Origin of the sequence: Bacillus sp. PDNC022 (assembly GCF_016919285.1) — a bacterium.
Lineage (GTDB): Bacteria > Bacillota > Bacilli > Bacillales > Bacillaceae > Bacillus > Bacillus safensis.
In genome coordinates, this window is sequence record NZ_CP070345.1 from 1,274,186 (window position 1) to 1,288,065 (window position 13,880).

The 13,880-nt window shown below is 41.4% G+C and carries 16 protein-coding genes; all 16 read right to left on the reverse strand.

Features of this window, described 5'->3' with window-relative positions; all coding sequences use genetic code 11:
* Nucleotides 1-17: 17 nt before the first annotated feature.
* The 16 genes from topA to JVX94_RS06730 all read right to left on the reverse strand — a co-directional run bounded on the left by topA (nt 18) and on the right by JVX94_RS06730 (nt 13,880).
* The gene (gene topA, locus JVX94_RS06655; RefSeq protein ID WP_205185015.1) at nt 18-2,093 is read right to left on the reverse strand and encodes a type I DNA topoisomerase; all 2,076 of its coding nucleotides are present in this window, start codon (nt 2,091-2,093) and stop codon (nt 18-20) included.
* A gap of 192 nt (nt 2,094-2,285) precedes the next feature.
* Entirely contained in the window at nt 2,286-3,188 is a 903-nt protein-coding gene (gene dprA / locus JVX94_RS06660; protein ID WP_205185017.1) for a DNA-processing protein DprA, read from the reverse strand.
* A 63-nt stretch (nt 3,189-3,251) separates the two neighbouring features.
* Nucleotides 3,252-4,154, reverse strand: a complete 903-nt coding sequence (gene sucD / locus JVX94_RS06665; RefSeq protein ID WP_007499624.1) for a succinate--CoA ligase subunit alpha — start codon at nt 4,152-4,154, stop codon at nt 3,252-3,254.
* Between the two features lie 22 nt (nt 4,155-4,176).
* The gene (sucC, locus tag JVX94_RS06670) at nt 4,177-5,337 is read right to left on the reverse strand and encodes an ADP-forming succinate--CoA ligase subunit beta (RefSeq protein WP_205185020.1); all 1,161 of its coding nucleotides are present in this window, start codon (nt 5,335-5,337) and stop codon (nt 4,177-4,179) included.
* Nucleotides 5,338-5,513: 176 nt separating this feature from the next.
* Nucleotides 5,514-5,789 (reverse strand): FlhB-like flagellar biosynthesis protein, encoded by a 276-nt coding sequence (locus JVX94_RS06675; protein WP_047202155.1) that lies wholly within the window; start codon nt 5,787-5,789, stop codon nt 5,514-5,516.
* Nucleotides 5,786-7,525, reverse strand: coding sequence for a glycosyltransferase (locus tag JVX94_RS06680; RefSeq protein WP_144485181.1), 1,740 nt, complete (start codon nt 7,523-7,525; stop codon nt 5,786-5,788). The genes JVX94_RS06675 and JVX94_RS06680 overlap by 4 nt, the downstream gene beginning before the upstream one ends.
* A 26-nt stretch (nt 7,526-7,551) precedes the next feature.
* Complete coding sequence (locus JVX94_RS06685) at nt 7,552-8,316, reverse strand: ribonuclease HII (RefSeq protein ID WP_205185023.1); 765 nt, start codon at nt 8,314-8,316, stop codon at nt 7,552-7,554.
* Nucleotides 8,317-8,392: 76 nt separating this feature from the next.
* Nucleotides 8,393-9,241, reverse strand: a complete 849-nt coding sequence (gene ylqF / locus JVX94_RS06690; protein WP_046310915.1) for a ribosome biogenesis GTPase YlqF — start codon at nt 9,239-9,241, stop codon at nt 8,393-8,395.
* A 90-nt stretch (nt 9,242-9,331) separates the two neighbouring features.
* Nucleotides 9,332-9,679, reverse strand: a complete 348-nt coding sequence (gene rplS / locus JVX94_RS06695) for a 50S ribosomal protein L19 (RefSeq protein ID WP_008344834.1) — start codon at nt 9,677-9,679, stop codon at nt 9,332-9,334.
* 137 nt (nt 9,680-9,816) lie between these two features.
* Nucleotides 9,817-10,551: a tRNA (guanosine(37)-N1)-methyltransferase TrmD gene (gene trmD / locus JVX94_RS06700; protein ID WP_095408469.1), complete on the reverse strand. Its 735-nt coding sequence runs from the start codon at nt 10,549-10,551 to the stop codon at nt 9,817-9,819.
* Complete coding sequence (rimM, locus tag JVX94_RS06705; RefSeq protein WP_205185024.1) at nt 10,548-11,072, reverse strand: ribosome maturation factor RimM; 525 nt, start codon at nt 11,070-11,072, stop codon at nt 10,548-10,550. The genes trmD and rimM overlap by 4 nt, the downstream gene beginning before the upstream one ends.
* 8 nt (nt 11,073-11,080) lie before the next feature.
* Nucleotides 11,081-11,467: a YlqD family protein gene (locus JVX94_RS06710; protein WP_197197840.1), complete on the reverse strand. Its 387-nt coding sequence runs from the start codon at nt 11,465-11,467 to the stop codon at nt 11,081-11,083.
* A 103-nt stretch (nt 11,468-11,570) separates the two neighbouring features.
* Nucleotides 11,571-11,816, reverse strand: a complete 246-nt coding sequence (locus JVX94_RS06715; protein WP_024424192.1) for a KH domain-containing protein — start codon at nt 11,814-11,816, stop codon at nt 11,571-11,573.
* Nucleotides 11,816-12,088 carry a 30S ribosomal protein S16 gene (rpsP, locus tag JVX94_RS06720; RefSeq protein ID WP_008344841.1) on the reverse strand — a complete coding sequence of 91 codons (273 nt, stop codon included), beginning with the start codon at nt 12,086-12,088 and terminating at the stop codon, nt 11,816-11,818. The genes JVX94_RS06715 and rpsP overlap by 1 nt, the downstream gene beginning before the upstream one ends.
* 105 nt (nt 12,089-12,193) lie before the next feature.
* Complete coding sequence (ffh, locus tag JVX94_RS06725) at nt 12,194-13,534, reverse strand: signal recognition particle protein (protein ID WP_041117374.1); 1,341 nt, start codon at nt 13,532-13,534, stop codon at nt 12,194-12,196.
* Nucleotides 13,535-13,547: 13 nt separating this feature from the next.
* Nucleotides 13,548-13,880 carry a putative DNA-binding protein gene (locus JVX94_RS06730; RefSeq protein WP_012009935.1) on the reverse strand — a complete coding sequence of 111 codons (333 nt, stop codon included), beginning with the start codon at nt 13,878-13,880 and terminating at the stop codon, nt 13,548-13,550.

The following is a 13,880-nucleotide window of genomic DNA, read 5'->3' on the forward strand; positions in this document are numbered from 1 at the left end:
AACAAGGCTGCTCACCGCTATTTTTGTTGTTCCTCTTTATAATCACAGTTCACACATTGAACTTGAACGCCTTTTTTCAGCTTTTTCTCTACAAGCATATTTTCGCATTTTGGACACTTTCTTTCAATTGGTTTGTCCCAAGAGACGAATTCACACTCTGGAAAACGATCACAACCGTAAAAAATGCGGCGTTTCTTCGATTTTCGTTCAACGATGTTTCCTTCATGACATGACGGGCATTTGACACCGATATCTTTGACAATTGGTTTTGTGTTACGGCAGTCAGGAAAGTTAGAGCACGCCATGAACTTACCGTATCTACCCATTTTGTACACCATCGGATGTCCGCACTCTTCACAATCAACTCCGGCGTATTCCGGCTCAATCTCAACTTCTTGCATCTCTGCTTCAGCTTTTTCTACCCGTTTTGCAAAGTCTTGATAGAAGCTGTCGATAATACGAACCCATTCGATCGTACCTTCTTCAACACTATCAAGTTCCTTTTCCATTTTCGCTGTAAATTCAACGTTAATGATTTCAGGGAAGAATTCAATGATTAAGTTGAGTACAATCTCTCCAAGCTCTGTCGGAGTAAATCGTTTATTATCAAGGGCGACATAGCCGCGCTTTTGAATCGTATCTAATGTTGGTGCATACGTAGAAGGACGGCCTATACCGAGCTCTTCAAGTGTTTTGACCAATCTTGCCTCAGTGTAACGCGGAGGCGGCTGTGTGAAGTGCTGTTCAGGTTCGATATCTTTTGAAAGAACTGTATCCCCTTCTTTCAGATCAGGAAGCATTTTGTCCTTTTCCTCTAGCTGGTCGTCCTTTCCTTCCACATAAACCTTCATAAACCCAGGGAACTTCACTTTACTGCCATTAGCACGGAAAGTAAGACCGTTATGATCAAGATCCACACTCATTGTATCAAGAACAGCCGGCGCCATTTGGCTTGCCACGAATCGTTCCCAAATCAATTTGTACAGGCGAAGCTGATCGCGGCTTAGCACATGCTTGACATCTGCCGGTTTTCTTAACGTAGAAGTCGGGCGGATGGCTTCGTGAGCATCTTGTGCTTTTTCATTCTTTTTTGCTGGTCGTTTTGTTGTGTTTAAGAAATTTTTGCCGTACGTCTGATCAATGAAAGCAGATACTTCTTCAATCGCCGTATTTGAAATACGTGTTGAGTCCGTTCTCATATATGTAATGAGACCGACTGTACCTTCTTTACCAAGATCAATTCCTTCATATAATTGCTGTGCAATCATCATTGTCTTTTTCGCACGGAAGTTTAATTTTCTTGCAGCTTCCTGCTGTAAAGTAGAAGTCGTAAACGGAACGGCTGGATTACGTTTCCGCTCTTTTTTCGTCACTTTCTCTACAGAGAATTTGCTTCCTTTTAATTTCGAAAGGATTTCTTTTACATCATCTTTTGTTTTCAATGGATGTTTTTTGCCATTGAGTCCAAAGAAACTCGCTTCGAAGCTTTCTTTTCCTTTAAGGAATGTACCGTCAATTGTCCAGTATTCTTCTGGTTTAAATTCATTAATTTCATTCTCGCGATCAATAATCAGGCGGAGTGCGACTGATTGAACACGTCCGGCACTTAAGCCCTTTTTCACTTTCTTCCATAAAATCGGACTGATTTTATACCCAACGAGACGATCTAAGATCCGTCTTGCCTGCTGCGCATCAACTAAGTCCATATCGATCATACGTGGATGCTTAAAGGAATCCTTAATCGCATCCTTTGTAATCTCGTTAAAAACAACGCGGCAGTCTGAAGAGAGGTCAAGGTCTAGGCTGTGTGCTAAATGCCAAGCAATCGCTTCCCCTTCTCTATCGGGGTCAGCTGCGAGATAGACTTTTTTTGCTTTTTTCGCCGCTGTTTTTAATTCTTTTAAAACCGGGCCTTTCCCGCGAATCGTAATATACCTCGGTTCGAAGTCATGCTCTGTATCAACACCGAGCTGACTTTTCGGTAAATCCCTTACGTGCCCCATTGAAGCTTTTACTTTAAACTTTTTTCCTAAATAACGTTCAATCGTTTTCGCCTTTGCTGGCGACTCAACGATGACTAAATAATCAGCCATACTCAAAATCCCCCTTAAGAGGTGTTCTCTCTTTATACATTTCACAATTCATATTTATGTTAATTGCACCTATCTAACAGGCAATCATTAAAAATTCTTTATGATGAACATCATTATAAACACGAAAAACAAAGTGTAAACTTAAATCCTCACTATTATTAAATATTCCGATGTCTTTTGTCAAACGATATTTTATGAGAGTTCAGTATATTGAACGCTGCGGAAGGAGAATTCCTCTAAAATATCCTTTGTGGAATGAACAAGCTTTGCTCCCTGCTGAATGAGTCTTGCCGGACCTGTGGAATTAGGATCAAAGATGGATCCCGCAACTGCAAATACCTCTTTTCCTTGCTCAAGTGCTTGATAGGCTGTAATAAGAGAACCGCTCTTTTCTTTGCACTGAATCACGATCGTCCCTTTCGTCAATGCACTAATTAAACGATTTCTCATTGGAAAATGCCACTTTTCTGGTTTAACATAAGGCGGATGCTCTGACAAAAGCAAATGATGCTCTCCCATGTATTGAGCCATTTGCGCATGCTCTTTTGGATATAAATGCTGAAAGCCGCCTGCTATAATGCCGATCGTTTTTCCTTTTTTCCTGATGCACTCTTTATGTGCAAGTCCATCGATTCCTTTCGCTAAACCACTGACAACCATCCAATCTTCCTTTACAAGCTCACCAACAATTTTCTTCACACATGCTTCTCCATAAGCTGACGGAACTCTTGTGCCGACTACACCTAAACTTTTTTCTTCATTTAAATATGATACGTTTCCTTTTAGGAATAACACAGGGGGAGGATCATAAATATTTTTTAGTGTGCTGGGATATAAGGGTGATGTGATGGGAAGCATGTGAATATTTTGCTTTAAATAGGCTTGAACGATGTGTTGAAAAATGGGGAATTCATTTTCTTCAGCTTGTTTTAAGCGGGTAAAGTCGATCGTTTGTAATGCTCGATCCTGTTTAAAATGATGTGTTTCTTCATTTATATATAGCTCAGGATCGACTTTCCACCATTTTGTTAATAATGAGGGTGAGATGAGGCCTTTTAAGCGGTGAAAAATCATTCTTTCGGACACGTTGTACATACCATTCCTCCAGTTTAAGATAGAAAGAAGAAGACTTGTCAAAGAACAAGTCTTCTTGTGTCATTAATGCGTTTTACAAGCTTCGAAGAGATTCTTCTCTTTTAATACTTTAATCAACGTTTCTCCCATGACAGATGGAGTTTCTGCCACTTCAATTCCACATTCACGCATTGTTTTTACCTTTTCATCAGCTGTCCCTTTACCACCAGAAATAATGGCACCAGCATGTCCCATACGTTTTCCTGGAGGCGCCGTTTTACCGCCAATAAAGCCAACGACTGGTTTAGTCATATTTGCTTTTACCCATTCAGCTGCTTCTTCTTCAGCCGTACCGCCGATTTCACCGATCATAATCACAGCATGCGTTTCAGGGTCTTCATTGAATGCTTTTAAAACATCAATAAAGTTTGTCCCATTTACCGGGTCTCCCCCGATTCCTACAGCTGTCGATTGTCCAACGCCAGCTTCTGAAAGCTGATGTACCGCTTCATATGTAAGCGTTCCAGAACGAGAAACAACACCCACATGACCTTTTTTATGAATGTAACCAGGCATGATACCAATTTTACATTCTTCAGGTGTAATGACACCTGGGCAGTTTGGTCCAACTAGTCTTGTCTTTTTCCCTTCCATATACCGTTTCACTTTGACCATGTCAAGCACTGGAATATGTTCTGTGATACAAATGACGAGATCAACTTCTGCGTCAACAGCCTCTAAAATGGCATCTGCCGCAAATGGTGCTGGTACATAGATGACAGAAGCGTTCGCTCCAGTTGTCTGCACTGCTTCAGATACAGTATTAAATACAGGAACTCCTTCTACTTCAGTTCCACCTTTTCCAGGTGTGACACCACCAACAATATTTGTCCCGTACTCAATCATTTGTTTTGTATGGAACAATGCGGTTGAACCGGTAATCCCCTGAACAATTACTCTCGTATTTTTATTAATAAATACACTCATTTAGGTTCCCTGCCTTTCTGCTCTACTTGACTAAAGATACAATCTTTTCTGCCCCGTCAGCCATAGACTCAGCAGAAGTGATATTTAAGCCTGAATCACTCAGGATTTTCTTCCCTAATTCAACGTTTGTTCCTTCAAGACGTACAACGAGCGGTAATGTTAAGCCGACTTGTTTCGTCGCTTCAACAACACCTTCTGCAATCACATCACATTTCATGATGCCGCCAAAAATGTTCACGAAAATCCCTTTAACATTTTGATCAGATAAGATGATTTTAAATGCTTCCGTTACTTTTTCAGCTGTTGCACCGCCGCCAACATCTAGGAAGTTTGCAGGATCCCCGCCGTAATGCTTGATGATATCCATTGTAGACATTGCAAGACCTGCTCCATTGACCATACAGCCAATATTTCCATCTAGAGAAATGTAGCTTAAGTCATATTTAGATGCTTCAATTTCTTTTGGATCCTCTTCATCAAGGTCACGGTATTCTAATATATCTTTTTGTCTATATAAGGCATTGCTATCAAAGTTTAATTTTGCATCAAGTGCCATGACTTTTCCATCGCCTGTTACAACAAGTGGATTAATCTCAGCAATTGAACAATCTTTTTCAATAAACGCATTGTAAAGGCTTGTCATAAACTTAACAGCTTGGCCAACTAATTTTGTTGGAATATTAATTTTGAATGCTACTTCTCTCGCCTGATAGCCTTGCAGACCAATCGCTGGGTCGATGACCACTTTGACGATTTTTTCTGGCGTTTTTTCTGCTACTTCTTCAATTTCAGTACCGCCTTCTTCAGATGCCATCAATACAATTCTTGATGTCGCTCTGTCCAAAACTAGTCCAACATAGTATTCCTTTTTAATATCGCAGCCTTCTTCAATAAGTAAGCGTTTTATTTCGCGCCCTTCAGGCCCTGTTTGATGTGTGACAAGTGTCTTGCCGAGCAATTCCTCTGCAAACCCTTTCACTTCATCTTTCGTTTTTGCAATTTTTACCCCGCCTGCTTTACCACGGCCGCCTGCATGAATCTGTGCTTTTACGACATATACAGAGCTCCCTAGCTCTTCTGATGCTTTCACTGCTTCATCAGGTGTAAATGCTACTTTACCATTTGGAACTGAAACCCCATATTTTCTTAGGATTTCTTTTCCTTGGTACTCATGGATATTCATTTCCCATCCTCCCAACATATGTAGAAACAAAAATTATAAAATAGACTGCGCTTTCATTTTAAAGAATAAAAAAGAGAATGTCTAGGGTTCTATGTAAAATCGTAAAATCCTTCTAAACATTCAAACTTTTATTTTATTAAAAATATAAATTTTTCAGCCAAATCACTTATTTTACCTTATTTTTTCATTTTTTGATCTAACTTGTAGATAAACGAAAAAATTTCTGCTACAGTATCGTATAATGCTTCAGGGATCTCCTCATCTAGTGTTAAGTGGCGCATGAGTTCGACTAAATTACGGTCTTCCTGGATAGGGACTCCCGACTTTTTTGCTTCTTCAATAATATGATCTGCCACATAGCCGCTGCCTGTTGCAACGACTTTTGGCGCCTTTTGTTTTTCTTCATCGTAGTGCAGAGCGACCGCTCTTCTAAGCGGTTTTGAATCCTTCATACTCGTAAGTCCAGCCCTTTCTCGCTGATTTTATGAAAGTGTTCATCTAGAAATTGAGACGGATCTACTGGCTCTAGTCTCTTTTTTGCTGTAATTCCCGTTAAACTGTATCCTAGAGCATTTAAATTCTCCCGAACAGCCGGAATCATCGGATTAATGGTTCCTTGCAGTTCATGGGCTGTCTCGACAGTAATTGACATGACCTTTTGCTGAATCGTACAGTCTATTAAGGTTTCTTCAAGGTTTTCCATATTTAAGTAAAACATGAGACGGCACTGAGAAATATCAATGGAGCCATCCTTTTTCTTATGTCCCTTTAGAATAAAGGTTAAATCTTGAACACTATGTTTTGAGAAAAGAGGATAGGAAATCATCATTTGACTGACGGTTTGGTTCTCCTGCTGCACAAATAACTGTCCATTCAATCTATGAAACAATTGATCCACTTCTTTTTTAACGTGCTCTGGTAAATCCGCCTGCCTCACATCATTTAAGGTGAGCTTTAATTGGTGCAGCTCCTGACTTTTGACATCCTGGCTGCCTTTTTCGAGCAGTTTCAGCATACCGATTTCATCACGTACACCTATTGCCTTTTTCATCGTCATAAGTAAATCGAGCACATCAGTTTTATTGCTTAATGTTGGTTCAGTCTGCTGCACTACCTGGGCCAAAGCTTTTGCCTCTGCTTTTGACAGGAAGGGAAACTCTTTTTGAAGCACAGCTGCTTTTGCGTCAGGCTGAGATCCTGCCTGCTGGAGCCCTTGCAGCAATGCTGTGACCTGTTTTAAGTTGGGTTCTTGCTGCCCGTCTGCACCTTGTTTCAACAAACTTGCCAGTATCCGCTCAATTTGCTGAAGCGGGATTTGCAGCTCTTCTTTTGGACTTGTTGACTGCTGCACGTTTGTCTGAGGAACTTGGGACGGCTGACGCTCTTGAACGATTGCGGCATGGCTATTTTCTTTTTGCTGAGACGGATTGAGCTGTGTCGTTACTGATGAATTGCCGCCTTGCTTCGCCTCGCCTTCTCTCGCTGCTAGAAGGACCGATAAGAGCTTTTCTGCATGGACGGCTGTCTCTGCATCTACAACTGACCGAACGGCTTGTGTTAGGGTCTGTGTGGCGTCTGTGTGCTTCGGAAGCTGTGTTAATTGATTTAATAGCGCTGTTATATCTTGATGAAGGGCAGAGGATGATTTTATGGCTAAAATAGATTGAAGCACCCCTTGCTGGATCGGTAAATCTTTCTTTAAAGCAAAGAGAAGTGACTGGAGCCCTTTCTTCACATCAGCTCCTTGAAGCTGTTCGATCCACTTCACTGCCGTTTTTAACTCTCCTTCGTTGATGACGGACTTTTCCTTTAAAAAAGCTGTAGCTGTCAGCATGTTTTCAAGCCCATTTTTCAGTGAGAGACCTTCTAATAGTTTGACTGCTGCATCCTTTAATGTCTTAGGATCTTGATCAAATTGCTGAACGGGTCTTAGTTTATTGAGGCTGCCTCCACCCTCTTGTTCAAATTGGAACCAATAAAATGCGTCTGCTTTAAGCTGAGCCGCCAGCTGCGCTTTTATTTTCGTTGAGCCTATTTGAACAAGGGCTGTATCATCTCCAAGCATTTTTAGTACTTTGCCGAGAATCAGCCGATGAACATTATCCTTCCCTTCGGTGTTTAATGGAACCGATTCGGCTGTATTCAGCCGGCTATTCAGTGCTGTATGTATGTCCTCAACTCTTGTCATCACAGGCAGCCTCCTTAAATTAAAATTTATGATATAACAGATTTCACCGGCGCAAACGATAATCTGTGGATTGGGGTAGCACCATGTGTTTGAATCGCAGTCAGGTGCTCTTTCGTTCCGTACCCTTTATGTTTTTCAAATTGATACTCAGGATACTTACGACCGTACTCTTCCATCATCTGATCCCTTGTTACCTTCGCAATACATGCACCTGCTGCAATGGATGCACTTTTTGCATCTCCTTTGATGATATTCTCTTGGTGAGTAGAAAGTGGAAGTGTCATGGCATCTATGAGTAGATAATCAGGTGTATGAGTTAACTGCTCCACAGCTCTCACCATCGCCAGTCTTGATGCTTCATAAATATTGATTTCATCAATCGTAGCCGCATCAACAATGCCGATTCCGATATCAAGTGCTTCTTTTTGAATTAAATCATAATATGCCAATCTTTTTTTCTCAGATAATTGCTTTGAGTCGTTTAAGCCGAGCAGGACTGTATCTTCCTTTAATATAACGGCTGCTGCCACAACTGGGCCGGCAAGCGGTCCTCTTCCTGCTTCATCTATTCCAGCAATACATGTGTATCCCTGCGCCTTTGCTTTGTTTTCAAATTGCAGCATGTCATGCCATGCTGCGCGAAGTGCTTGCTGCTTTTCTCTCTCTTTGTGCCACTTTTCTATCAGTTTTTGGACACTTTTTCTCGTATCATCTTTCACAAGCTCGCGAATGTATGACTCATCGCCTGCATGCTTTTCTATTAGTTCTTTTATTTGTTTCACCGTGTACATAGGCTTTTTCGCAGCCTCCTTCTTTATATCGGCAGTTTTTCGCAAAAAATAAAGACCCGCATGAGCTGCGTGTCTTTTAGCTTTCAGGCTTCTCAAAAGTGAGGGGACCAAATTTTTCTGTTCGAATATCCCGAATAATGATTTCGGTGGTTTTGTCATAGTTTATGAATCCCCCGCTCATTAGACAGCCGCGTTTAGTGCCAATTGCATCAAACAGCTCAACCGTATCTTCAGGTATCTCCGCTAGGTCATAGCGTTTTTTTAATCGCTCTGGGTAGTTCTCTTCTAGAAAACGAAGTGCATACACAGCGACATCCTGTAAATTGATGATCGAATCTTTGATCGCTCCAGTCACCGCAAGCCTGAGTCCTACTTGCTCATCTTCAAACTTCGGCCAGAGGATTCCAGGGGTATCGAGCAGTTCTAGTTCTTTCCCTACCTTCACCCATTGCTGTGATGTCGTAATACCAGGCCGATCTCCTGTTTTGGCAATGTTCCTTTTCGCTAAACGATTGATTAAGGTTGATTTTCCGACATTGGGAATCCCGATAATCAGTGCTCGAATTGCACGTGGTTTGACGCCTTTTGCTTTCATGCGGTCGAATTTTTCTTTTAAAATTTCTTTTGAAGTCGTGATGATCTGATTTAACCCTTGTCCGTCGACAGAGTTAATGGCAAGTGACCGAACGCCTTGCTGCTCAAAATGCGCCTGCCACTCCTTTGTCATACGTGGATCTGCTTTATCTGCTTTGTTTAAGAGCATGATTTTGGGTTTGTTTTGAAGGATTTCTTCGATCATTGGGTTTCTAGAGGACATCGGAATTCTTGCATCGGTTAATTCAAATACGATGTCGATGAGCTTTAATTTTTCTGTGACTTCACGTCTTGCTTTTGCCATATGGCCTGGAAACCATTGAATCGTCATATGTGCACCTTCTCTCTTTTACCTATTATCTCTATACATTGTACAAAAAAAGAGCCTGTTACAGGTAACAAGCTCTTTCCTTTGATATCATTATCGTCTGATTTCTTTGATACGAGCCGCTTTACCGCGAAGTTCACGTAGGTAGTAAAGTTTCGCACGACGTACCTTACCGTGACGTACAACTTCGATCTTAGCGATTTTTGGTGTGTGTACAGGGAATGTACGCTCAACGCCTACACCGTAAGAGATCTTACGAACTGTGAAAGTTTCGCTGATTCCACCACCACGACGCTTAATTACAACACCTTCAAAGATCTGGATACGCTCACGAGTACCCTCGACAACTTTAACGTGTACACGTAAAGTGTCACCAGGACGGAACGCAGGAAGATCAGTGCGTAATTGTTCTTTTGTGATTTCTTCAATCAATTGTTGCATCGTTTTCAACTCCTTCCAACAGATGCTCATGTCCTCTTTCTTCATTGCAGCGGAACATCGTTTTCAAACTTGAATCGGCAAGCCGTCCAAGTCACAAGTAGTATCATACCATACCTCTATGCCGTGTGCAATACAATCTAGTCATTATGAAGCTGCCAAAGCCATCTTTTTTCTTCATCCGTTAACGTTTTGCACGAATCGATCAAATCTGGCCGTCTTGTATAGGTTCGCTTCAAGGATTCTTTGCGCCGCCACTCTTCAATTTTGGCGTGATTTCCAGAGAGGAGCACATCCGGCACTTTTAGTCCTTTATAATCCGCTGGCCTTGTATAGTGCGGGTGTTCAAGCAGACCTGTACTGAATGAATCTTCGATGTGAGACGCTTCTTTTCCAAGCACATGAGGCAAAAGCCTGACCACACTGTCTGCAATCATCATCGCTGGCAGCTCTCCGCCTGTGAGAACGAAATCTCCGATTGAGATCTCATCTGTGACAAGATGCTCCCTGATGCGCTCATCGTAGCCTTCATAGTGGCCGCAAATGAACATAAGATGCTCTTCTTTTGCAAGTTCTTCTGCCTTCTTTTGTGTATATCTTTCTCCTTGAGGACAGACAAGAATAACTCGGGGCTTCGTGCTTGCTTTGTTCTTTAAATCTTCTACCGCATCAAATACGGGCTGTGCTTTCAGTACCATACCAGCACCGCCGCCATACGGATAGTCATCCACTGTTTTATGCTTATGATCCGAATACTCTCTAAAATTGACAACTTGAAATGAGACAGCTTCTTTCTCCTGTGCTTTTTTTAAGATCGATGAGTGAAGCACACCTTCGAACATTTCAGGAAAAAGGGTTAAAAAGTCGATTTTCATTCGTCAATGAGTCCTTCCATTACTTCAATGTGAACAGTTTTGGATGAGATATCGATGTTTTTGACGACAGATGGAATATAAGGAATCAAGGCATCTTTTTTGCCTTTTCTTCCAATCACCCACACATCATTTGCACCTGGCGTAAGGATTTCTTTGATTTGGCCGATCAGCTTGTCCTCTTCATCGTATACATCACAGCCAATGATCTGGTGGAAATAAAATTCTCCTTCGTCTAATGACCCGAGATTTTCTTTTTCTACCTTTAAGATTGATTCTTTCAAATGCTCTGCTTCATTTAATGAGTTTATTTCTTCAAATGTGAGCAAATCAAACTGTTTGTGCTGACGATGTGATGCGACAGTCACTTTCAGCGGCTCGCTTTGACCTTGCTTAAAAATATAGAGGACGCTTCCCTTTTTGTAGCGCTCTTCTGGAAAATCCGTCTTTGACACGACGCGTACTTCTCCGCGTACTCCGTGTGTATTGACGATCTTTCCAACATTCAACCATTCTAGCTCCATGTTCTCAATCACCCCTGACGTATTTCCACAATGATGCCGTCTTTCACGACGATGACATTATCTTGCATCTTGTCATCCCATTTATCACCTATTTTTACTTCAACCAGTGCATCCACTTCTGTTTCTTTCATTTCACTTCCAAGCGGCAAAATATGCAGCTGCTCTACTTGAAAATCAATTTGCCGGATCTTCTCCTGCCTTTTATCGATCGCTTTTTGAAATTGAGGGATGGCTTCTTGCTGATGTGGTTCTTTTTCATGTTTTTTTAGTTGAAAATATAGTTGATTGCATTCACGTTCTAGTCTTTCTTTTTTCTCTAAAAAAGTCGTTAACAGTTTGTCCTTACTGCTTTCAGTTAATACTTGCATCACGGTGACATGTTGAATGATCTGCATCTTCCTTTTTGTCCCCCTATCCGAAGGCATTTGTCCTCTACAGTATAACGAAAAATAGATTTAAACGTGTAAAAAAAGGGGAGGTCCTAAGCCCTCTCCCTTTTTAGTCAGCAATCTCAAGTTGAACTTTCTTAGAAGACTCTGCACTTGCTGCAAAAATGACTGTTCGTATCGCTTTTGCTGTACGTCCCTGCTTTCCGATCACTTTTCCGGTATCTTCAGCATTGACAGACAGTGTGTAAATCACCTGCTCATCTTTTTCTAATGAAGATACGTGAATATCTTCAGGGAAATCAACAAGTGGCTCGACGATGGACACAATCAATTCTTCCAAGGACAGCTCATTCATTATTTGCTGTTTTTCGCATTATGAAATTTTTCAAGAATTCCTTGGCTTGAGAAAAGGTTGCGAACTGTATCAGATGGTTTCGCACCATTTTGAAGCCATTTAAGCGCTAATTCTTCGTTGATTTTCACCTCAGCTGGTGATACCACTGGGTTGTAAGTTCCAACTGTTTCGATGAAACGACCGTCACGTGGTGAACGAGAATCTGCTACAACAATACGATAGAAAGGAGATTTTTTTGCTCCCATACGTTTTAAACGAATTTTTACTGCCATTTTACTAGCACCTCCGAAAATATTTCAACAAGATAGTATATTAACAATGATAAAAGGGTTTGTAAAGTGTTTTTTCTTAACAACGGTTTTATCATGTATAACCAATTACATAAATGGTAATTTAAAGCCCTTTTTCTTTCCTTTGGACATGTTAGTCATTTGCTTCATCATCTTTTTCATTTCATCAAATTGCTTTAAAAGGCGATTGACTTCCTGTACAGATGTTCCGCTTCCCTTTGCAATCCGTTTTCTTCGGCTTGCATTGATGACCTCTGGCTGTTCTTTTTCCTCGGTCGTCATTGATTTAATGATCGCTTCGATATGATTGAGCTGCTTTTCGTCTACTTGGACGTTTTTGAGCCCTTTCATTTTACCGGCTCCCGGCATCATTTGGATCAGTTCATCAAGTGGACCCATATTCCGAACTTGGCCAAGCTGCTCGAGGAAATCATCGAGCGTGAAGCTCATTGTCCGCATTTTTTGCTCAAGTTCTTTCGCTTTATCTTGGTCGACGTTTGCCTGTGCTTTTTCAATCAGCGTGAGCACATCTCCCATGCCAAGAATTCTTGACGCCATCCGCTCCGGATGGAATGGTTCAATCGCATCAAGCTTTTCTCCTAGTGCAGCGAACTTAATCGGCGTATTGGTGACAGCTCGAATAGAAAGTGCTGCACCGCCTCTTGTATCACCGTCTAGTTTTGTTAGAACGACACCCGTTAAACCAAGCTGTTCATTAAAGCTTTTTGCGACATTGACAGCATCTTGACCTGTCATAGAGTCAACAACCAGGAAAATCTCTTCTGGATTTGCTACTTCTTTTACTTTCTGAAGTTCATCCATCAATTCTTCATCGATATGAAGACGTCCTGCTGTATCTAAAATGACATAATCATGGTGTTCTTCTTTCGCTTTTTCAATTGCCTGTTTGGCAATTTCCACAGGGCTGACTTGATCACCTAATGAAAACACCGGCATATCAAGCTGTTTCCCAAGCGTTTGAAGCTGCTGGATCGCTGCTGGTCTGTAAATATCTGCAGCTACCATCATCGGCTTGCGATTATGTTTTTTGCGAAGTAAATTGGCAAGCTTCCCAGTTGTGGTTGTTTTACCTGCCCCTTGAAGACCAACCATCATAATGACTGTTGGAGATTTTTTCGCTACAGCGATCTTACTCTCTTCTCCGCCCATTAATTCAGTGAGTTCTTCTTTTACAACTTTAATGACCTGTTGTCCAGGGGTAAGGCTTTTCATGACCTCTTGTCCAACTGCCCGCTCACTTACTTTTTTCACAAAGTCTTTGACTACTTTAAAATTGACGTCAGCTTCAAGAAGGGCAAGGCGTACCTCGCGCATCATTTCTTTTACATCTTGCTCTGACACTTTTCCTTTGCCGCGGATTTTTGAAATCGTCTGCTGCAGTCGGTCGGCTAATCCTTCAAATGCCATACTGTGCCGCCTCCTAATCTAATTTCTCAAGCGATTCAATTAAAGCTTCTGCTTCTTCCGTTTGCGCAGAATCAGCTACAAGCTCTCTCATTTTTTTGAGAAGTTCTTTACGCTCTTTAAATTTCTTAAACAAGAGCAGCTTTTCTTCATATTGTTCAAGCATCGCTTCAGTCCGTTTAATATTATCATAAACAGCCTGCCTTGATACTTCATATTCATCCGCAATTTCACCGAGGGAAAAATCGTCTAGGTAGTAAAGCGACATGTAGCTCTTTTGCTTTGCGGTCAACAACGATTGATAGAAGTCAAACAAGTAGTTCATTCTCGTTGTTTTTTCAAGCGTCAT

What these genes read in the sequence shown, in the direction of transcription:
- topA (WP_205185015.1), bottom strand. Translation starts at nt 2,093, where the DNA reads ATGGCTGATTATTTAGTCATCGTTGAGTCGCCAGCAAAGGCGAAAACG.
- dprA (WP_205185017.1), bottom strand. Translation starts at nt 3,188, where the DNA reads ATGTACAACGTGTCCGAAAGAATGATTTTTCACCGCTTAAAAGGCCTC.
- sucD (WP_007499624.1), bottom strand. Translation starts at nt 4,154, where the DNA reads ATGAGTGTATTTATTAATAAAAATACGAGAGTAATTGTTCAGGGGATT.
- sucC (WP_205185020.1), bottom strand. Translation starts at nt 5,337, where the DNA reads ATGAATATCCATGAGTACCAAGGAAAAGAAATCCTAAGAAAATATGGG.
- JVX94_RS06675 (WP_047202155.1), bottom strand. Translation starts at nt 5,789, where the DNA reads ATGAAGGATTCAAAACCGCTTAGAAGAGCGGTCGCTCTGCACTACGAT.
- JVX94_RS06680 (WP_144485181.1), bottom strand. Translation starts at nt 7,525, where the DNA reads ATGACAAGAGTTGAGGACATACATACAGCACTGAATAGCCGGCTGAAT.
- JVX94_RS06685 (WP_205185023.1), bottom strand. Translation starts at nt 8,316, where the DNA reads ATGTACACGGTGAAACAAATAAAAGAACTAATAGAAAAGCATGCAGGC.
- ylqF (WP_046310915.1), bottom strand. Translation starts at nt 9,241, where the DNA reads ATGACGATTCAATGGTTTCCAGGCCATATGGCAAAAGCAAGACGTGAA.
- rplS (WP_008344834.1), bottom strand. Translation starts at nt 9,679, where the DNA reads ATGCAACAATTGATTGAAGAAATCACAAAAGAACAATTACGCACTGAT.
- trmD (WP_095408469.1), bottom strand. Translation starts at nt 10,551, where the DNA reads ATGAAAATCGACTTTTTAACCCTTTTTCCTGAAATGTTCGAAGGTGTG.
- rimM (WP_205185024.1), bottom strand. Translation starts at nt 11,072, where the DNA reads ATGGAGCTAGAATGGTTGAATGTTGGAAAGATCGTCAATACACACGGA.
- JVX94_RS06710 (WP_197197840.1), bottom strand. Translation starts at nt 11,467, where the DNA reads ATGCAGATCATTCAACATGTCACCGTGATGCAAGTATTAACTGAAAGC.
- JVX94_RS06715 (WP_024424192.1), bottom strand. Translation starts at nt 11,816, where the DNA reads ATGAATGAGCTGTCCTTGGAAGAATTGATTGTGTCCATCGTCGAGCCA.
- rpsP (WP_008344841.1), bottom strand. Translation starts at nt 12,088, where the DNA reads ATGGCAGTAAAAATTCGTTTAAAACGTATGGGAGCAAAAAAATCTCCT.
- ffh (WP_041117374.1), bottom strand. Translation starts at nt 13,534, where the DNA reads ATGGCATTTGAAGGATTAGCCGACCGACTGCAGCAGACGATTTCAAAA.
- JVX94_RS06730 (WP_012009935.1), bottom strand. Translation starts at nt 13,880, where the DNA reads ATGACGCTTGAAAAAACAACGAGAATGAACTACTTGTTTGACTTCTAT.